The sequence below is a fragment of the Ruegeria sp. BI7 genome (assembly GCF_056537925.1).
The window spans coordinates 731,053-750,723 of sequence record NZ_JBQFSK010000001.1; the positions used below are offsets into that span (position 1 = coordinate 731,053).

At 58.1% G+C, this 19,671-nt stretch carries 19 protein-coding genes; 7 read left to right on the plus strand and 12 right to left on the minus strand.

What is annotated here, in order from left to right; translation table 11 throughout:
- The first annotated feature begins 54 nt into the window (after nt 1-54).
- Both ACR0JB_RS03660 and ACR0JB_RS03665 read left to right on the plus strand, forming a co-directional pair.
- On the plus strand, nt 55-771 hold the full coding sequence (locus ACR0JB_RS03660) for an OB-fold-containig protein (protein ID WP_170505033.1): 717 nt from the start codon (nt 55-57) through the stop codon (nt 769-771).
- A 32-nt stretch (nt 772-803) separates the two neighbouring features.
- Entirely contained in the window at nt 804-2,477 is a 1,674-nt protein-coding gene (locus ACR0JB_RS03665) for a flotillin family protein (protein ID WP_170505036.1), read from the plus strand.
- 30 nt (nt 2,478-2,507) lie between these two features.
- On the opposite strand, the gene ACR0JB_RS03670 is transcribed toward ACR0JB_RS03665, so the two are convergent.
- The 7 genes from ACR0JB_RS03670 to ACR0JB_RS03700 form a co-directional block, all read right to left on the minus strand.
- The gene (locus ACR0JB_RS03670) at nt 2,508-3,728 is read right to left on the minus strand and encodes an MFS transporter (RefSeq protein ID WP_170348444.1); all 1,221 of its coding nucleotides are present in this window, start codon (nt 3,726-3,728) and stop codon (nt 2,508-2,510) included.
- A gap of 70 nt (nt 3,729-3,798) precedes the next feature.
- Nucleotides 3,799-4,395, minus strand: coding sequence for a YceI family protein (locus ACR0JB_RS03675; RefSeq protein WP_170393733.1), 597 nt, complete (start codon nt 4,393-4,395; stop codon nt 3,799-3,801).
- Complete coding sequence (locus tag ACR0JB_RS03680; protein ID WP_170393735.1) at nt 4,392-5,606, minus strand: MFS transporter; 1,215 nt, start codon at nt 5,604-5,606, stop codon at nt 4,392-4,394. Before ACR0JB_RS03680 ends, ACR0JB_RS03675 begins: the two co-directional genes overlap by 4 nt.
- A 64-nt stretch (nt 5,607-5,670) precedes the next feature.
- The gene (locus ACR0JB_RS03685; protein WP_170348447.1) at nt 5,671-6,291 is read right to left on the minus strand and encodes an ImuA family protein; all 621 of its coding nucleotides are present in this window, start codon (nt 6,289-6,291) and stop codon (nt 5,671-5,673) included.
- Nucleotides 6,292-6,350: 59 nt separating this feature from the next.
- Nucleotides 6,351-6,932: a retropepsin-like aspartic protease family protein gene (locus tag ACR0JB_RS03690; protein WP_170393737.1), complete on the minus strand. Its 582-nt coding sequence runs from the start codon at nt 6,930-6,932 to the stop codon at nt 6,351-6,353.
- Between the two features lie 41 nt (nt 6,933-6,973).
- Nucleotides 6,974-7,594, minus strand: a complete 621-nt coding sequence (locus ACR0JB_RS03695) for a MarC family protein (RefSeq protein WP_170348449.1) — start codon at nt 7,592-7,594, stop codon at nt 6,974-6,976.
- A complete protein-coding gene (locus ACR0JB_RS03700; protein WP_170374964.1) occupies nt 7,591-9,444 on the minus strand; it encodes an ABC-F family ATP-binding cassette domain-containing protein in 1,854 nt (617 codons plus the stop codon). The genes ACR0JB_RS03695 and ACR0JB_RS03700 overlap by 4 nt, the downstream gene beginning before the upstream one ends.
- 104 nt (nt 9,445-9,548) lie before the next feature.
- Between ACR0JB_RS03700 and ACR0JB_RS03705 the strand changes: the two genes are divergently transcribed.
- Together ACR0JB_RS03705 and ndk are read left to right on the plus strand one after the other, a co-directional pair.
- Nucleotides 9,549-10,751, plus strand: coding sequence for a multidrug effflux MFS transporter (locus ACR0JB_RS03705; protein WP_480789687.1), 1,203 nt, complete (start codon nt 9,549-9,551; stop codon nt 10,749-10,751).
- Between the two features lie 102 nt (nt 10,752-10,853).
- Nucleotides 10,854-11,276, plus strand: a complete 423-nt coding sequence (gene ndk, locus ACR0JB_RS03710; RefSeq protein WP_008757405.1) for a nucleoside-diphosphate kinase — start codon at nt 10,854-10,856, stop codon at nt 11,274-11,276.
- A 53-nt stretch (nt 11,277-11,329) separates the two neighbouring features.
- On the opposite strand, the gene ACR0JB_RS03715 is transcribed toward ndk, so the two are convergent.
- Nucleotides 11,330-11,677 (minus strand): TfoX/Sxy family protein, encoded by a 348-nt coding sequence (locus ACR0JB_RS03715; protein ID WP_170348452.1) that lies wholly within the window; start codon nt 11,675-11,677, stop codon nt 11,330-11,332.
- Between the two features lie 244 nt (nt 11,678-11,921).
- Here ACR0JB_RS03715 and ACR0JB_RS03720 point away from each other — a divergent pair, with 244 nt between their 5' ends.
- The 3 genes from ACR0JB_RS03720 to ACR0JB_RS03730 are packed head-to-tail and all read left to right on the plus strand — an operon-like array spanning nt 11,922 to nt 14,641.
- Entirely contained in the window at nt 11,922-13,418 is a 1,497-nt protein-coding gene (locus ACR0JB_RS03720; protein WP_170577476.1) for a CHAD domain-containing protein, read from the plus strand.
- Nucleotides 13,419-13,421: 3 nt separating this feature from the next.
- Nucleotides 13,422-14,177, plus strand: a complete 756-nt coding sequence (locus ACR0JB_RS03725; protein WP_170393744.1) for a ParA family protein — start codon at nt 13,422-13,424, stop codon at nt 14,175-14,177.
- A 2-nt stretch (nt 14,178-14,179) separates the two neighbouring features.
- A complete protein-coding gene (locus ACR0JB_RS03730) occupies nt 14,180-14,641 on the plus strand; it encodes a CYTH domain-containing protein (RefSeq protein ID WP_254442392.1) in 462 nt (153 codons plus the stop codon).
- Here ACR0JB_RS03730 and ACR0JB_RS03735 read toward each other — a convergent pair.
- From ACR0JB_RS03735 to ACR0JB_RS03750, 4 genes are all read right to left on the minus strand, one after another.
- A complete protein-coding gene (locus ACR0JB_RS03735) occupies nt 14,638-16,008 on the minus strand; it encodes a sensor histidine kinase (protein ID WP_170393748.1) in 1,371 nt (456 codons plus the stop codon). The two genes, ACR0JB_RS03730 and ACR0JB_RS03735, sit on opposite strands and share 4 nt — an antisense overlap.
- Nucleotides 16,001-16,681: a response regulator transcription factor gene (locus ACR0JB_RS03740; protein ID WP_170348457.1), complete on the minus strand. Its 681-nt coding sequence runs from the start codon at nt 16,679-16,681 to the stop codon at nt 16,001-16,003. Before ACR0JB_RS03740 ends, ACR0JB_RS03735 begins: the two co-directional genes overlap by 8 nt.
- Before the next feature lie 181 nt (nt 16,682-16,862).
- A complete protein-coding gene (locus tag ACR0JB_RS03745; RefSeq protein WP_170393750.1) occupies nt 16,863-18,299 on the minus strand; it encodes a DegQ family serine endoprotease in 1,437 nt (478 codons plus the stop codon).
- Between the two features lie 767 nt (nt 18,300-19,066).
- Nucleotides 19,067-19,666, minus strand: coding sequence for a nucleotidyltransferase family protein (locus ACR0JB_RS03750; RefSeq protein WP_170393752.1), 600 nt, complete (start codon nt 19,664-19,666; stop codon nt 19,067-19,069).
- Nucleotides 19,667-19,671 lie beyond the last annotated feature (5 nt).

Here is a 19,671-nt window from a genome sequence, read left to right on the forward strand (position 1 = left end):
TCGCTACCTATCTAATGTATACAAAAGTATACATAAAACGAGGGCAACCTACTGATGTTTGACTTTTTGCTAGAGGGCGCATTTGTGCCCTTTACCTTGGCGCTTGCGCTTCTGTTCGGTCTTCTTGGGCTGGAACTGATCGCTTTGGTTCTGGGCGGAAGTCTTATGGCAGGCGAGGCCGAGGTCGATCTGGATGTGGTTGACGGTCCCGATCTGGACATTGGTGATTTTGACCTGGATGTCGACGCGGATGTTGATCTGGGCGAATTCGAACTGGCCGAGGTTGAGGCGGACGTATCGGGCGCAGCCCCTTCGAGTCCTTTGGCGTGGCTTGGGATCGGCAAGGTGCCATTCATGATATGGCTGGCGGTTCTGCTGGCTGGATTCGGCCTGTCGGGAATTGGCCTGCAATTGGCGCTGCGCGATCTGCTGGGCTTTGACCTGCCAAGCTGGATGGCGGCACTTCCGGCCGGTGCCTTTGCCCTGTGGTTTGCGCGCGGCTTTGGTGGTGTCTTTGCCCGCCTGTTGCCGAAAACCGAGACCGAGGCGATGTCGGAACGCATGCTTGCACGCCGTCGTGGCATGATCACGCAAGGAACGGCCTCGCGCGGGCGTCCGGCTGAGGTCCGCGTCACCGACCGTTTTGGAAACTCTCACTACCTTCGCGCGGAACCGCTGCAGGACAAGGATGCGCTGAAACAAGGCACCGAAGTGTTGGTTTTGCGTGACCGACGGCGTGACCGGTTCGTTCTGGTCGGCTTGTCAGACTAACAAAATTCAAACCCCAACCTGGAGGATTTAGCATGGAACTACCATTCCTGGCCGTCACAGTTGTGACCTTATTAGCAGTCGTTTTGTTCATCGGCCTTGTGCTTGGCCGTCTGTATCGCCGCGCGACCCGAGAGGTCAGTCTCGTGAAAACCGGGGCAGGTGGCAAGAAAGTCATCATGGATGGCGGCGTCATCATCGTACCGCTGCTGCACGAGGTCAGCCCGGTCAACATGAAGACCTTGCGCCTTGAAGTGCAGCGCAGCGGCGAGGCTGCTCTGATCACCAAGGACCGGATGCGTGTGGACGTTGGCGTGGAATTCTACGTCTCGGTCATGGCCACCGAAGAAGGTATTTCGCGTGCGGCTCAAACACTTGGTGGTCGCACTTTTGACGTCGAGCAACTGCGCGAGATGATCGAAGGTAAGCTGATCGACGGTCTGCGTGCTGTGGCCGCTCAAATGACCATGGACGGGCTGCACGAAAACCGCGCCGACTTTGTGCAAGAGGTGCAGAATGCGGTGTCTGAGGACTTGTTGAAAAACGGTCTGTCTCTGGAATCCGTCTCGCTGACCGCGCTGGACCAGACGCCGTTTGAGGCCTTGGACGAGAACAACGCGTTTAACGCCGTAGGTATGCGCAAACTGGCCGAGGTCATTGCGACCTCAAAAAAAGAGCGTGCGCAGATTGATGCGGATGCTGAGGTCGAGGTACGTCGTGCAGCGATGGAAGCTCAGCGTCAGAAACTGTTGATCGAAAAGGACGAAGAGCAGGCGCGCATTGAGCAGACGCAGCAGGTTGAAACCCTGCGTGTGGCGCAAGAGGCTGAGATTGCGGCCCGGACCGAGGACTCGGTGCGCGAAACCGAACGCGCCCGGATCGCGCGTGAAGAAGCCATCCGTGCTGCTGAGATCGAACGCGAGCGCAATATCCGCGATGCCGAGATCGCGAAAGAGCGGGAACTGGAAGTGGCTGAGCAAGAACGCCAGATCATCATCGCGCAGAAATCCGAAGAGGAAAGCCGCGCGCGTGCCTCTGCTGACTTGGCCCGTGCCGAGGCGACCAAGGCGACCGAAGCCGTGGCAACTGCTCGCGAAGTGGCCGAGGCCGAGCGTCAGAAGCAGATCGTACTGATCGAAGCCACGCGTGAAGCCGAACGTCAGGCCACCGCTATCCGTTTGGCCGCACAGGCCGAGAAAGAAGCCGCCGCCGACCGCGCCGAAGCCCGCCGCGAAGAAGCGCAGGCCGAAGCGGACGCGCTGAATATCCGCGCCGAGGCCAAGAAGAACGACATGCTGGCCGAAGCGGAAGGTAAGCGCGCGATTGTTGAGGCAGACAATGCCCTGTCGCCCGAACAGATCCGCATGAAGGTTGATCTGACCCGGATCGAAACCATGCCGTCGATCATCTCGGAAATGGTGAAGCCGGCTGAAAAGATCGACTCGATCAAGATTCATCAGGTCGGCGGCATCGGCGCTGCCAATGGAGGCGGGGCTGCAAATGGCGACAAGCCGGTGGTCAATCAGGCGCTGGATTCGATCATGGGTATGGCGGTGCAGATGCCCGCGCTCAAGAAGCTGGGTGAAGAACTTGGTTTGTCGATGGAGCAAGGCGTCGGTGGCGTGGTGAACGGCGCGCTGGAGCAGACGGTTGAACCCGCCAAAGTGGCCGAGGTGGTGGAAGACGAAACACCGCCGACACAGCAATAACCGAATAAGGGGCCGGGATTTCCCGGCCCTTTAATCTTCGCGCGACTTTTTCAACAACCGCCCGATGGTGAACGAAGTGCGTGGGGCGTAAACATAGTTGGTCCGCTCGTCCGGTGTTGGGCGAGACCGCATCCGGGCCAGGCCAAACACGATCAAAACCAGATGCCCGGCTGCCACGAAAGCAAACAGGGCACTTGGACCGAATTGCTGGATCAGGGTGGACGAAATGTAGGGCGACGCAATAGCCCCTAGCGCGTACCAGAACATCAACGCGGCTGATAATTCGACCCGTTCCTCGGTGGTAGCAAAGTCATTTGCGTGCGCCGATGACACCGAGAAGATCGGGAAAGTTGTCAGGCCAAAAATGGCAGCGGCCAGCATGACGCCCAAGGTGCCGGTTCCGCTGGCGGCCATTGTAACGCCACAGCTAAGCACGGCAGCACCAGACAACCAGATCAGTACCCAGCGCCGGTCGAATTTGTCGGCCAACCATCCCAGCGGATATTGCGCCAGCGCCCCACCCAGAACAAATGAGGCCAGGAAGAACGCGATCTGATCCACGCCTAGTCCGACCTCTTGCCCATAAACCGGACCGACCATTCGGAACGAGGCTGAGCTGAGCGCCGCAACAATCACACCTGCCACAGCAAGGGGCGAACTGCGCCAGGCCAGTTTGGGCCGCAAGCGGGGGGCGTTAGGTGTGATCGGCTGACTGGCGCGGGTCAGGGTCAGCGGCAACAGGGCGGCACAGCACAAAATCGCCAACAGGTTATAAGACACGTATGAGGCGGGCGGCAGTACGGCGATGATCAACTGCGCCCCCAGTGACGCCCCCATATCCACGAACCGATAAGTTCCCATCGCCCGGCCACGGGTTTCGTTGGTGACCTTGGCGTTCAGCCAGGCCTCGATCACGGTATAGCAGCCCGCCACACAGGTGCCCGAAGCGATCCGCAATGCGGCCCATAGATAGGGGTTGTCTGTCAGGGTGTGCCCGATCAACCCCATTGCGCCCAAAGCCGTGCAGACCGCGAAGGCGCGAGAGTGGCCGACATTCCCCATCAGTCTCGGGGCCCACCAGCAACCAATGAAAAAGCCTAGGAAATGGGACGAGCCCAGCAGACCGATCTGCTCGGTCGTGAATTCCAGTGTAATGCCCGAGATGGCGTCCAGCGGCCCGACGCCACCTGTGGAAAGTTGCAGCAGAATGACTGAAAGAAAGAGGGCGGCAAAAGAAATGATCGTACGCATGATGGGGGCACCTTGGCGGAATTTGCCGGTGATGCGCGCGCCTAATCGACGCGGGCGCGTCGTTTTTTGCCTATTCGGCCTTTTTGATTTCCGCCCGGATGTCCAGCCCGACGGTGTCCTGTACCAGATCGGCATAGCCGGACGCCCCAAAGTCGTGGCGATTGAGCGAGCCGGTCAATTGGATCGAGAGCATATCCAGGATATTTGCGGCACTGCCCGGCGGTCGATGAAGGTTGGCTTGCAGGGTGATTGGGCGGGTCACGCCGCGCAGGGTCAGGTCTCCGGTAATCTCTGCCCCGCGCGAAATTCGACCGCCTTCGCCAAGCTGCACCTTGGTTGACGTGAAGTGAATGGTTGGAAAGTTCTCAACGTCCAGCACCCCGGCGCTCAGCATTGCGGTTCGGGCAAAGGGTAATCTGGTGCGGGCTTCAGCCGCGTTCAGGGTCACGCTGACGCGGCTGTTGATCAGATTGCTCAAGTCGATCTGAATATCCGCCGACTGGATTGGCATGGTGCCGGATTGTGCAAGGCCCGACAGATCAAAGGTAAAGTCGACGGATGTGCCCTGTGACACCAGCTCGTATTGAGTAAGCGCAGCTTGGGCCGGACGCGCCATGGGCAAGGCGGCCAACCCGGCCAGAACGATGCGCCGGGACAGCAGGCTCATGCCAACGCCCCGTGCCCGCGAGGGCGCGAGCGGTGCAGCAGCATCAGCAGGATGGCGATGTTCAACCCGTTCCAAAGAAGGCCGTTGACGAAGGCCAACTGATAGCTTCCCGTCACGTCGTATATCCACCCGGACATCCACCCGCCCAAAGCCATACCCATGATGGTCATCATCAGGACGAACCCCACCCGTGCGCCGGCCTCTTTCGGGGGCATGTATTCGCGCACCACTAAGGCATAGCTAGGCACGATCCCACCTTGCGCCAGCCCGAACAGCATACTGATGACATAAAGCGAGACCATCCCATCATAGGGCAGGAATAGAAACAGGGCGATGCATTGCAGGGTAGAACCGATAAGCAAGGTCCTGATCCCACCCAACTTGTCGGCGACCAACCCCGAAACGATCCGGCTGAGGACACCACCCAACAGCATTAGTGACAACATCTCGGCCCCGACCGCAGGGCCATAGCCCAGCCCGACGCAATAGGACACGATATGAACTTGTGGCATGGACATGGCTACGCAACAGCCGATCCCGGCCAGACCCAGGATGTATTGAAGGGTGCGCGGAGGTATTCCAACGCTGCGCGTATTAATTTGAGCAGTAGCAGCTGCAGTACTGTGGGCTTCGTCCGGAACCTTACGGCCTAGTAGTAAGGAAAGAGGTATAACAACGACCAGTGTCACGATGGCCAATGTCAGGTAGACTTGCTGCCACCCTTCTCGGGCCAGAATTCCGGCCAGCAGGGTGGGCCAGATGGCCCCAGACAGGTAGTTTCCGCTGGCGACCAGCGCGACGGCGATCCCGCGTCGCCGCATGAACCAATGGGAAATGTCCGCGATCAAGGGGCCAAACCCGATGGATGCGCCCAAGCCCATCAATAGATGCGCCACCGAGAGCATCAACATGTTCGGGGCCAATGTCGCCAATAGATAGCTGACTGCACTTAGCACAGAAGCCCCGATCAGCGCTTTGGTCACGCCCAGCCGATCCACCAGTTGCCCCAGCCACATATTACCCAACGCAAAGCCGATCATGGCGAGCGTGTAGGGCATCGACACTTCGGCTCTTCCGGCGTTGAACTGTACCTCAATGGCGGGCATCACCACGACCACCGCCCACATACCGGCATTCGCGACCATGGCGATGCCAAGCGTGATCAGAAGGCGAAGCCAGGAATATCGACTGTCATGGATTGGATGGCTCATGCTGGCACGCTAGGGTGGGGGTCCGGCTTTTGCCAGTCACAAGTTGCGTGAACTGCGTGATGTGTCACACCAAAACATCTTCGGCTTCGGTCCGGGTCAGATTCAGCCCGGCGCGCGGTTTGATCTGGGTGGCGTGCCAGCTGACCGGAGGCAGGGCGCGGGCGCGGCGGCGGGTCAGGGTCCAGCGGCGGGCCTCGCCCTGATGGTTCGCGGCCATGTGCCAGCGGGTCTCGACCCCCTGCGCGCCACCGTCGCCGGGCGTCAGCAGCAGCCCTAGCGGCGCCCGCCCCATCGTGCCACCCTGTTCAGCAGCCAGATGCATGCGCCGCACCGGCGTCAGCCCCGGTGCGCCCGGCAGGTCGCCGATGATCAGCGGAATGGCCCCGCTGCGCAGCGCCTCTTCCATGCACCACAGCAGGTCTTCGGCGCGGGTGGGGCGGACGAACAGGAACCGGGCAGGATCGGCAAAGGGCATCATCCCGTCCGGGTTCAATTGGCCGGACTCCCACGCTGGGGAAATCCACAGCACCGGCCCCTGCGCCTGGCCGGCCAACCACATGGCAAAGCTGCGCCGGGCGGGGCCGCAGGCCTCGTGCACGCGGGCCAGTTGCAGAGTGATCTGAGGGTGTAGGGTCAGCCCCGGCGCCTCACGCGCAGGTTTGCGGCCAAGAAGGTTTGTAGACATGCCCGCAGCTTAGCATGTTCTTATTTTGTTCTCAATTCGGAAATGCCGCCGCAGACCCTTTAACGAGACAGGATCAGACGGCCATCCGCGAACTGGATATTCGAAAAGCGATGCAGATAATCCATGCCCAGCAGCGATTGGCGCAAATCGCCTTCGTTGACCCAGGCCGAGACGTTGTGATCGGTGATCGGCCCCAGCTCAAGGCTATCCAGCCGAACGGGTGCGGTGCGGACCTCTCCATTCGCGGTCGAGGCGCGGCCGAGATAGTTCAGTTGGTCAGGGTCAATACCAATGCGTCGGGCGTCCTGATCGCTCAGCACGATCTGGCTGGCACCGGTGTCGACAAGAAAGGTTATCGGCTCTCCGTTCACCACAACGGGCAGGTAATAATGGCCGTCACGTGCCCGAGGCACCGCGATCGTTTCGCCAGTGACAGTCATCTGCGGGGCAGGGCTAACGGTTGATCGGATGTCTTCCCACAGTCCGACAACGGCAATGGCACCGACGAAAATGAACACCCAAGCCATCGCCTGTTGCATGGTCTTGTTCAGAGACTGACGGTTCTGCGAGACGAACCACGCCACCACTGCCGCACCAAGCACGGCCAGATATACCAAACGTCCAATGCTGTCGCCGTCCATGCCGTACCCCTTACCACGCTTACTTTAATCTATATGGGGATTTACGACGCAAAGCCAAAGGCCTTGAGCCCGTCCAAAATAAACTGAACCGACAGCGCCGCCAGCAGCATGCCCAGCAGCCGGGTCAACACATTCAGCCCGGTTTTGCCCAATACACGTGCCACCGCCCCAGATGTCAGATACATCACAAAGACCATTGCCAACACGACCAGCATTACTCCGACGACCACGGCCAAGCCCTGAATGCCGGGCTGCTGACCTGCCAGCAGGATCATGGTCGCAATCGAGCCGGGGCCAGCGATCAGTGGAATACCCAGCGGAAATACCGATGGATCCGGATGTTCCTCTTCCTCGGCACTGTTTTCCCGACGTTTGGTGCGGCGTTCAAACAGCATGTCGAGCGCGGTCAGAAACAACAGAACGCCCCCTGCGACGCGAAACGCTTCCATCGAGATGCCTACAAACCCCAGAAGGGCCTCACCGAAGGCGGCGAAGGCGGCCAAAATCACACCTGCTGTCAAACAGGCCCTGATCGCGATTGAGCGACGGGTGTGCCAGTCCATGCCCTGGGTCAACGCCACAAAGATAGGTGTTTGGGCCGGCGGGTCGAGGACCACGAAAAGCGTCGTGAACGCGGTGATAAGGAATGCGCTGTCTATCATGCTGCTGTTTCTGCCTGTTCAAGTCGTTCGGCGGCTGCCACCCACAAAGTCTCGGCCTTTTTCATGGCTTCAACCACTTCGGCAAATTTCCGGTTCCAGGTTTCCAGATCGTTGATGCGGTCGTCTTCGTACAATGCCGGATCTGCTAGTTTTGCGGACAGTTTCTCATGCATGTCCGTCAGCTTTTCAATCCGGTCCTCGCATTTGCGCAGATCGGCGCGCAGGGCCTGCATCGTATCACGCGAAGGGCGTTTGGGTTTCGCTGCCTTGGGTTTCTCTTTGACCGGTTTGTCACGGGCCAGCAGCATGGCGCGATAAGCCTCAAGGTCTCCGTCAAAGGGTTTGACCGTTCCGTCCGAGACCAGCCAAAGCCGGTCCGCGACCAGTGACAGCAGGTGCATATCGTGGCTGACCAGAACGACTGCGCCGGAGTATTCAGTCAGCGCCTCGACCAGCGCCTCGCGGCTTTCGATATCCAGGTGGTTGGTCGGTTCGTCCAAGATTAGCATATGAGGCGCGTCGATGGTTGCGATCAGCAGTGACAAGCGGGCCTTTTGGCCGCCCGAAAGGCGCCCAACCAGCGTTTCCGCCTGATCCGCGTTCAGCCCGAACCCGGCCAGACGTGATCGCCATTTGCCCGGAGCCTCGTCCGGGCGCAGACGGCGCAGGTGGTCCAGCGGTGTTTCGTCCACGTGCAGCTCATCCACCTGATGCTGTGCGAAATACCCGATGCGGAGTTTGTTGCTGCGGGTCATCTTCCCCGCCATCAGGGGCAGGCGGTCGGATAGCAGCTTGGATAGCGTCGATTTACCCTGACCGTTTTTACCTAACAACGCGATGCGGTCGTCCTGATCAATGCGCAAGTTCAGACGGCGCAGCACTTCGGTTTCGCCATAGCCAGTCACACCGCCTTCGATCTGGATGATCGGGGGTGACAACTCTTCGGGCTCGGGGAAGGAAAACGCCCGCAAAGCGGCCTCTTGTGGGGTCGAGACCAGCTGGATGCGTTCGATCATCTTCAGGCGCGACTGGGCCTGAACGGCTTTCGATGCTTTGTACCGAAACCTGTCCACGAAGCTCTGCAGGTGAGCGATGCGGGCCTTGGCCTTGGCGTTCTCAGATTCCGCCTGGGCCAGTCGCTCCGCCCGGCGTTCAGCGAATTTGTCATAAGGCACCGCGTAATAGGTCAGTTTGCGGTCTTCCAGATGCAAAATCGAGCCCACCGCACGGTTCAGCAACCCGCGGTCGTGGCTGATGATGATCACCGTATGCGGATATTTCGCCAGATAGCTTTCCAGCCACAGTGCGCCTTCTAGGTCCAGATAGTTGGTCGGTTCGTCCAGCAGCAATAGGTCGGGCTGCGAAAACAACACCGCCGCCAGTGCCACACGCATCCGCCAACCGCCCGAGAAGTCGGAACAGGGGCGCAATTGATCTCCGTCATCGAATCCCAGACCCTTGAGGATCGAGGCCGCGCGGGATTCAGCAGACCACGCGTCGATATCCGCCAGCCGGGTCTGAATCTCGGCAATGCGCGCGGGGTCTTCGGCGCTGTCGGCCTCGGTCATCAGCGCGCTGCGTTCGGTGTCGGCGGCCAGAACCGTGTTGATCAGCGACACGTCGGACGAGGGGACCTCTTGCGCCACGCCGCCGATCCGTGCGCGTTTCGGCAACACGATATTGCCCGATTCCAGCGCCAACTCGCCCCGGATCAAGCGGAACAGAGTGGTCTTGCCAGTGCCGTTACGCCCCACCAGACCAACCTTGTGGCCATCGGGAATGGTGGCGCTGGCACCGTCAAACAGGGGGCGGCCTTCGACCGCATAGGTGATGTCTTCGATCCGTAACATGAGCCGCTCATAACAGAGCATGTCAGACGCCGCCAGCGGGTTGGCATGTTCATCGGTCAGCCTATGTGCTAGCGCTGGTCCGGTTGGATTTTGACGGTTTTAACATGCGCGCGGCTTCTTCGCCTCCCTCTCTGGTCACTTTGGTGTTCGCCACGGCGATTTCCGTGCTGACGTTGAATATGTTCCTGCCGTCGCTGGCCCGAATGGCCGGGGATTTTCAGGTCGACTATGCATTGGTGAATCTGTCGGTGGCCGGATATCTGGCGGTGTCTGCAGTATTCCAACTGATCATGGGGCCGTTGTCCGACCGATTTGGTCGCAGGCCCGTTTTGCTGATCTGTATGTCGGTCTTTGTTGTGGCCTCGGTTGGTTGCGTATTGGCCGAGTCGATCTGGGCCTTTCTGGGCTTTCGCCTATTGCAGGCGGCTGTGGTGGCCGGGCCGGTGCTTTCCAGTGCTGCGATCCGGGACATGCATCCGCCGAACGAGGCTGCCAGTAAACTGGGCTATGTGGCCATGGCGATGGCGCTGGCCCCGATGCTTGGGCCAATGCTAGGCGGTGCGCTGGACGGCCTGTTCGGCTGGCGGGCAGGCTTTGTTCTGTACTCGGGCTTAGGGGCGGGGATGCTGCTGTTGCTGTGGGTCGATATGGGTGAGACCAATACCAACCGTTCTTCAACCTTCGCGGCGCAGTTGCGTGAATACCCCCACCTTTTTCGTGCTCGCCGGTTCTGGGGTTATGCCTTGTGTGCATCGTTTTCGATCGGCGGGTTCTACAGTTTCATCACCGGCGCGCCCCTTGTCGCCGCTGCTTGGTTCGATCTAAGCCCCGCGATGTTGGGATTGGGGATCGGCATCATCACCGGTGGCTTCATGGTGGGGAATTTCATCACGGGTCGGATCGCCGCCAGAACACCACTGACAACCATGATCCTGATCGGACGCATCGTCGCGTCGACTGGGCCACTTTTGGGTCTTCTGCTGTTTCTTGCGGATCTGGGCTCGGTCTGGGTGTTCTTCGCGTCGGCTATTTTTGTTGGCTTTGGCAACGGATTGACCAACGCCAATGCTTCGGCCGGTCTGATGTCTGTCCGGCCCAAACTGGCAGGCAGCGCCGCTGGCTTGTCAGGTGCGATGATCGTGGCGCTTGGGGCGGTACTGACCTCGCTGACCGGGTTATGGGTCAGCCCCGACAACGGGCCGTTTCTGGTTTTGGGTATGATGTGGGCATGCAGCTTTGCCGGACTGTTGGCCGTGGTTTATGTACGCTGGGTGGACCGTCAGGACCCACTGCCCGAGACGATCTGAGCCGCTGCGCATCATAGTCCTTTTCATATCAGACAGACCGTGCTACGCGGCGCGCGATGGATTTCGGCGCGACCCCGCGCCTTATGTTAAGGAGAGGCCGACATGGCACTGGAACGCACATTCTCGATCATCAAACCTGATGCAACCCGTCGCAACCTGACTGGCAAGATCAACGCCAAGTTCGAAGAAGCCGGCCTGCGCATCGTTGCGCAAAAGCGCATCCACATGACCAAAGCTCAGGCTGGCAAGTTCTATGACGTGCATGCCGAGCGTCCGTTCTATGACGAACTGTGCGAATTCATGTCGTCGGCTCCGGTTGTTGTTCAGGTTCTGGAAGGCGAAGGCGCCATTGCAAAGAACCGCGAAGTCATGGGCGCAACCAACCCTGCAGACGCAGCCCCCGGCACCATCCGCGCCGAGTTTGCTGAATCGGTTGGTGAAAACTCGGTCCACGGTTCGGACGCCCCCGAAACTGCGGCGGTTGAAATCGCTTACTTCTTCTCGGGCATCGAACTGGTCGGCTAAGCCGCCGTCAGATCGGATTCTTGAGCCGCTCCCGTTTACGGGTGCGGCTCTTTTTATTTCGGCTTGAGGTCGTCGGCAGACACCCGCACACCGATTGCATCCAGATCCGAGATCATCTGGGTTTCAGGCATCGCGGTGACGCTGGCCTTAATGGCATCGAACCGCTGCCGCAGGGCCTTTTTCTCATCGCCCTTGCAATCGTTCCACGGGCGGCCCTGCAACCCCATGACCAGCACGTAATAGCCGATGAAATGCGGCTTGGTTCCTGTCTGCAAAAGCCGGGAATAGGCTTTATCGGGACCTAATTCGCGCAATTCCCGTGCCGAATGAATACCTGCACGGGCGCAGGCTTGTTCGTAAGCCGGGCCAAGGTTGCGGATTGAGGAGATAGGGTCGGACATGCGCTACTTTTAGCGGGGTGTTTAGGGGCTGTCGACCTGACGCACGGTCAGTAAGACATCAAGCTTGCCAGACGGAATAGTATGCGATTTCATGTCACCATGCTGTCATGAGGGTGCCGATGTTCAAGAACCGGGAGACCGCTAAGAGACACGGCAAGAACCCGCGCTGGCAGTTCGATGGCACGGCACTACGAAGCCTTGATGCCTTGAAAACGAGGCGCGGGTGATGGGGCGGAAACGCAGGGTGTTCGTCCTTTCAGGCAAGTTCGACCAGGACGAATTCTCAGGATTAGTTAAGGGGTTGACTATCGCGTTTGAACCGCCTTCCGCTGCCCGCTCCTTTGACCTGCTAGACAGTCATGATCAGTCGCTACGGGCCAAAGGCCGGTTATTGATCGAAACAGGCGGCTCGTTGCAGCTGCTGAACGACAGGGACTTTTTGTTTCAGGATGGCGGCGGCACAGGCATGTTCGTACAGGACTTGCCGGATGGACCTGTCCGCGCGGCGTTGAAAGATTTCCCAAAGTTGCGCGCGCTTATGTGTATCGGCTCTGGCACCATCAAAGGCAGCACCTTAGCCGTATTGGACGATCTGCAAAAAACACAAGTTCGCGGCCGCGCCCTGACTTTGGGCACACACCACGGGCAGGTGACGATCCTGACCGTTCAACCCCTGCGCGGGTATAACCGCCCCTTTCAAAAGGTCTGTTTGGCGCTAGGGGAATTGGCGGCTGGCGCGTCAGGTGCAGAGGTGGTCATGCAAGGCCTTTTTGCAGATTTCCCTGCCTACAATGCCAAACCCGATATCGAGTTGGGCAAACAGGAACCCTCGATCGAAGTGGCGGTGGATATCATCTGCACCTATCTGGAGGTCGCGCGCAAGAACGAGGCGGGAATTGTCGCGGATATAGACACGGAATTTCTGCATGATTATCGCGTCTCGCTCAGGCGCGTGCGGTCCGTACTAAGCCTGTTCAAAGGCGTGTTTTCGCCACAGCAGACAAGCGCACTAAAACGCGAATTCTCGGACCTGATGGCGTCTACCGGGCGGGTGCGGGATTTGGATGTCTATCTTTTGGAAAAAGATATTTATTTCAATCTGATACCGCCTAACCTTCATCCTGGTGCCGAGGCGATGTTCGCGCAGTTTGAAAAAGAACGTAACCGCGAACTTACTGTGCTGAGTCGGCGTTTGCGCAGTGCCGCCTATGGCAGACAGATGAAGCAACTTCTAGCACTGTTTGCTGATACTAAACGGTTGGAACCCGGACCCAACGCCGAGCTCAGAGCTTATGACTATGCCCGTTCGTTGATCTGGAAACGCTACCGAAAAGTATGCAAGCTTGCCCGTGGGATTACCCCGAAAACTCCAGACGAGGCGGTGCATGAACTGCGGATAGACTGCAAGAAGCTGCGCTATCTGATGGAGTTCTTTGCGCCTTTGTTCGACAAGAGTAATTTCAAAACGCTCATTAAGCCATTGAAAAAAATGCAAGATAATTTGGGTTTGTTCAATGACTATTCGGTGCAACAAGAGGCGCTGCTTAATTTTGTTTCCACTCAAAGTGATGCCCGAAATCGGACAAGTGCGCCGCTTGCCATGGCCGCCGGAGGGCTGATCGCCGTACTCGATCAGCGCCAAAAAGCTGAGCGCGACCACGTGATTGCCAATTTTCAGCATTTCGATAGCCCCGAGATTCAGAACCTGTTCCGAGCCCTGTTTCGCCAAAAGGAGGATTGACTGGTGAAGATCATTGCCTGCTACAGCAACAAGGGCGGTGTGGGTAAAACCGCAACCTCGGTAAACTTGGCCTATGCCTATGCGCAAGCAGGGTACACCGTGTTGTTGTGCGACCTTGATCCGCAGGGTGCGGCGGGGTTCTATTTTCGGGTAAAACCTTCAAAAAAGTTGACCGACGCGCGGTTTTTCGAAGATGTTTCCCGGTTCACCAAATCTATCAAGGCCAGTGATTTCGAAGGGCTGGACGTGTTGCCAGCGAACCTGACCTTCCGCGACTTTGACGTGTTCCTATCGCGTATGCGAAACAAGCGATCCCGGTTGAAAAAGGCTCTGGCCGCCGCCGGCAGTGACTACGACGTGATCATTCTGGATTGCCCCCCGAACTTTTCGACCCTGTCCGAGAACGTTTTTAAGGCGGCGGATCAGATCGTGGTGCCGGTCATTCCGACCACTTTGTCCGAGCGAACGCTTGCGCAGTTGGTGGCCTTCTTTGACCAACAGAAGCTGCCCAAGAAAAAGATTAGGGCGTTCTTTTCGATGGTGCAGCGGCGCAAAACCTTGCATCTGGAAACGATGGAGAAGATGCGTAAACAGTACAAAAAACGGTTCCTGCAAACCGAAATACCTTTTGCCGCCGATATCGAACGTATGGGCCAAAACCGCGCCCCGGTCAGTATCTTTGCTGGTCGCAGTGACGCCAGCTCTGCCTATCAGTCGTTGTTCGATGAATTGGAAAACGGAGTGATTTCAAGCAAATGAGCATGGAAATTGAACGCAAGTTTTTGGTCGCAGACCTGCCGGACCTCAGCGGCGCAGAGAAAGCTGTCGTTCGGCAGGGATATTTGACTGCGCCCGACGATTCCACCGAACTGCGCCTGCGTCAAAAGAACGACCGGTTCTTCCTAACCCTCAAAGGTGGCGGCTCGATTGTGCGGGTCGAGCGCGAGGCTGAAATTACGGCCGAGCAATTCGAAACGTTCTGGCCGGAAACTGATGGGCGCCGGGTGGAAAAGGAACGTTTCACAGGCCAGTTGTCCGACGGGCGCGTGTTTGAGTTGGACGTGTTTCAGGGCGATCTGGCCCCGCTGCAATTGGTCGAGGTGGAATTTGAGACCGAAGCCGAGGCTATGGCCTACACTCCGCCGGATTGGTTCGGTGAGGATGTTACTGCTGATAAACGCTATAAAAACAAGACAATGGCGATCAACGGCGTACCCACTTAGGGTTTGCGCGCCAATTTGATTTTCGCTTCAAGCCCCGGATTGCAATTGCTGGCTTCAAACGCGCCGCCATGCATGTGGGAAATCGCAGCGACAAGGGCCAGGCCCAGACCGGCATTCCGCTCGGTTCGGGCCGGGTCCAGTGTGACAAACGGCATTTGCAGGCGCGGCAGGTCTTCTTGCGGAACACCGGGACCACGATCGCGAACGCTCAGATTTGTATAGGCACCATCTTCGGAAAGGTGGATCGTGACAGTGGTGTCCTGCGGCGCATAGCGCATCGCGTTTTCCAGCAGGTTCGACAGGGCCTGGGACAACAGCGGGCGATGCCCCGGTATTGGCGCTGCTGTACCCGTGACCTCAAGCTGGATACCCTGATCGACTGCCACGGGATCGTAAAGCTCCACTACATCCGCCACCAGTTGCTGCAGATCGACCGGTTCGAATTGTTCCCGACCAACACCAGCTTCGGCGCGTGAGATTTCGGTCAGTTGCCCCAATACTCGCAACACATGGTCGATTTCAACACTGGCCCGCGCGATATCAATCTCGCGCTCTTGATCCGTTTTCGAAGGGTCAGACAGCGTTTCAACTCGTTGCTTCAACCGCGACAGGGGCGAGCGCAGATCGTGGGCGATTGAGTTTGACGTTGTACGTAGATTGCTAACCAGTTCCTCAATCCGGTCCAGCATGGTGTTGAGCGTCCCGGATACCTGATCGAATTCGTCCCCAGTGCCACGCAGGGGCATGCGCCGGGTTAGGTCGCCCGATACGATGTTCTCTGCCGTGTTGGCGATATCGGATAAGCGAGAAAAGACCAGGCGGGTGAAAAGCCAACCGGTGAGTACACTCAGCGCCAGGGCAATTGCCAGCGCGATTCCGACCGACCGCAGCAAAACCCGGTCGAATTGCTGCCGCGCCAGTGCGTCGCGTCCTACCAGCAGGCGTTCACCGCCGGGCAGGCGAACCGAGGCGGCCGAGACGGGCACCAATTCATCATTTTCGGCCCGGCGCAGTTCCAGATCGACCCAGCCGCTGCCAGCTGCGATATTCTCGGGCCATTGTTTGAGGTTGCCAGCCAGATTGACGCCAAAGCGATCGGTCAGAAGATATAACGCATCGCGGTCTGCGGCGGTTGGAAGACGCCGCTCAATCGCCCGCATCAACCCGATCAGGCCTCGGCGTTCGTATTCATCCGCCAACCCTGTCAGCTCTGCCGACACGACCGAGCGTGTCTCGCTTTCGATGCTGCGGTTCGCCGTTACATAGACCAACGCCAGCACGGTCGCGGTCAGTAACGTACTGAGGACCATGCTGGCCAGTACGAGGCGTGTGCGTGAATTGTTGAAGGAAAGTCGCAGGTTATCCATCAGATATCATGTAACCGGCGCCCCGGACGGTTTCAATCAACGGCGGCTCGCCGCCTTCGTCCAGTTGACGCCGCAGTTTCGAGATATGGACATCGACCACATTGGTATTGGGGTCGAAGTGATAGTCCCAAACCCCCTCAAGCAGCATGGTGCGCGATACCACGCGGTTCTTCCGGCGCAGGAAGAACTCGAGGATCTGAAACTCACGCGGGGTGAGGGTGATTTCGCGCCCGTTGCGGGTGACCTTGCGGGTCAGCAGGTCCATCTCAAGGTCGCGGCAATTCAGGGTCGGGCTTTCCTCGGCCTCTTGCGGTCGGCGCAGAAGGGCCTCAATCCGGGCGTGCAATTCCTGGAACGAGAACGGTTTAACCAGATAGTCATCCGCACCGGCACGCAGCCCTTTGACACGTTCATCAACGGCGCTCATGGCGGTCAGCATCAGAACCGGCGTTTTAACGCCCGCCGCACGCATCGATTTGATCAGCGACAGGCCATCCAAACCCGGCAACATCCGGTCCAGAACAACCGCGTCAAACCCGCCGTCGGTGGCATGATACAGACCTTCTCGGCCGTCCTCGGCCTGCTCGATGACATAACCTTCTTCGCCAAATCCCTTGGCGATGAACTCTCGGGTATCTTCATCATCTTCCACGATCAGCAAGCGACGGCTCATGATGCGAGTTCCTTTCTACCGGGATTTAAACACAATTTTTGGGCAAAGCACATGGGTTGGCTAATCAATCTGCCGGGTGCGGTGTATCGCACCCGGCAGTCCCGGCGGTTTGCGGACAATTCAAACCACCGAGGAGGCGCCCGCCAGATTTCCCCATCACGTGGCGCGCGCTGGTGTCAAATCAGGCGATTTCCACCGCTACAAAGATCTGGTTTCCACCGCGATTGATAAGAACAAGCGCGGGGTCGGTTTTTTCGCTGTCCAGAGCGGCCTTCAACGCGTCCGGTGTTGCGGTTTCCTGGCCGCCCAATTTCACGATCACATCGCCCCGTTGCAGACCGGCTTTGGCTGCCGGGCTATCGGGTTTCAGGTCAGTGACGATCACACCATCGACATTTTCAGCCACACCCATCTCGGCGCGGTTGGTGTCGGTCAGCGGTGCAATAGTCACGCCCAATGCAGTACCTGAAACGGTTTCGTCCACTGACTTATCGATCTGGGCCGATGCGCTTTGATGCTGACCGACGGTCAACTCGATCTGTTGTTCCTTGCCGTCGCGCAGAACAGTCAGAACGCTGTCGGTGCCCACTTTGGTGGTACCGACAAGGACCGGAAGATCGCTACTGGAATTGACGACTTCATCGTTGAAGGTCAGAATGACATCACCCTGTTGCAGAACGCCTTCGGCCGGGCTGTCGGCAACAACGTCTGCAACCAGCGCGCCGGTTGAGCTATCGATGCCCATGGCTGCCGCAAGCTCGGGGCTGACATTCTGGATCGACACACCCAGCCAACCCCGGCTGACCTGGCCGTCATCGCGCAGGTCGGCCGCGATGTGTTCCACAATGTTCGATGTCACCGCAAACCCCAGACCCACTGAGCCACCGGTGGGCGAGTAGATCGCCGAGTTTACGCCGACGACTTCACCTTCCATGTTGAACAACGGGCCACCCGAGTTGCCTTTGTTGATGGCTGCGTCGGTCTGAATGAACTCAGCATATGGTCCTTGCGATATGTTGCGCCCTTTGGCCGATACGATACCGGTCGTCACGGTTGAATGCAGCCCGAACGGGTTGCCGATGGCTACGACGTCTTCGCCCACGCGGATGCCGTCGCTGTCTCCCAGTTTAACCGCCTGCAGGGTTTCATCCGCGTCGATCTTCAGAACTGCGATGTCGGTCAGCGGGTCGGTGCCAATAACCTCGGCGTCAAACGTACGGTCGTCCGACATGCGAACCGTTACGGAATCGGCATTGTCTACGACGTGGTGATTGGTAACGATGTAACCCGCTTCGTCCAAAACGAAACCCGAACCCAGACCTTGTGCCGGTCCACGCTGCGGGGCGTTAAACCCTTCGGGCGCGCCAAAGCGTTTGAAAAATTCTCCGAACGGGTGTTGGTCAAAGTCAAACTCCTGTCCCTGCGTGGGAACCGGTGTGGCACCTTGTTCGGCGATGATGGTGACGACCGAGGGCGATACATTTTCAACAAGATCGGCCAGTGCTTCGTCGGCCATCGAGGGCAGGGCGGTGGTCGCCAGCAATGCGGCGCTCAGTGCGCCAGCGCCAACCCAACTGGCTGTCCCGGGCAAAAGAAGTGAGGATTTGCGGATGCTCATTTTTATCTCCTGTTTATATCACGCGGGTGCGGCCGCGCGTTGAAACAGGAGATGCGCCTTCACTCTGTGTGTTTCCTGAGCGAATTGTTAAGATATCTTAATTTTGCCACAAACTAGCGGTTCTATCGCGACGTTCGAGGACCGGAGTCGGAGGATTCGTGCGAATCACTGAGTACGAATCGGTGGATTGTTGCCGATTTGGACGCCAAAGCGCAAAAAAGGTTGAATTGAATCAAAATCGTTAACAAGTGAGCCGTCGCAAACTCCGATTTTTAGGTGGTACCGTCTTGGTTGTGTCGACCTTCAAGTGTTAATGCGGTTATCGAAAACAATTTATAACATTTAGTCCAGATAGCACATTAGGTTTATGCTTAATGGTGAAATGTGGTGTTTCGGGCAAAAATGTCACTCATCCTAAGGTTGATTCACCGTTATTAAATGTTGCGGAAAAACCATCCTGATATCGGCAAAATTAACCGTTGTTTCCAATTTTACGTTGTTTGAATCCAACGGATGGGTGACGATGAATGTGCCCAAGCGAGGGGGAGCCAAAGGCACTAGGGGGTGCCCAAGGCTTGTCACAGTCACTGGAAACGCTGAGCGGCATGTTAACGAGGGGGTCTTGTTTAGGTTCGGCGGCGGAATAGCCAGAGTGTCGACAGACATTATTGGCCGCGTTTCCGGGATTGATGAAAAGTGGTAGTCCTGTTTTGGGTGCCGGCCCGGTCGTTATCGACCGGGCCGATTTACTTTCAGACCTGTCGATTTTAGATGGTCCGCTTTGCGCGCCATGTCGCCCAATCCGCGGGCGTGTCCAAATCCAGCAGTGCGTGTTGGGCGGGCAGGGCGTGCAGATGCACCTTGTCCGCATGCGCGCGCACCACGGATTGCGCGCCTTCGTCTCCGGTCAAACGGCTAAGCTGATCAAACAGGCTGCGATCAAAGATGACCGGATGACCCGGTTTGCCGTCCTCTGTGGCGCCACGCCATATCAGGTTGTCCGGGTGGGCCTGGACCGCGGATAGCACTGCATGCAAATCTTCGGTTGTGATGTCCGGCAAATCTGCCAACAAGATCAATGCGGCTTTAGCCTCGGGTGGCACATGCGCCAAAGCGCCACGCAGGCTGGCATTCATGCCTTCCAGAGCATCCGGAATTTCGACCTTTTGCATGTCCAGCCCATCAAGCGCTTCGTATCTGGGATGCGGGGCGGGGGGCAATGCGACGATGACTGGTGCGGCTTGCCCGGCAATCAATGCCGCGCGACGTAGCAAGGGTTGGTCGTCGATGATCTGCAACAACTTGTCCTGGCCGCCCATGCGGCTGGATTGCCCAGCGGCCAATAGAATTATGGGTATTTGTGTCATACCGC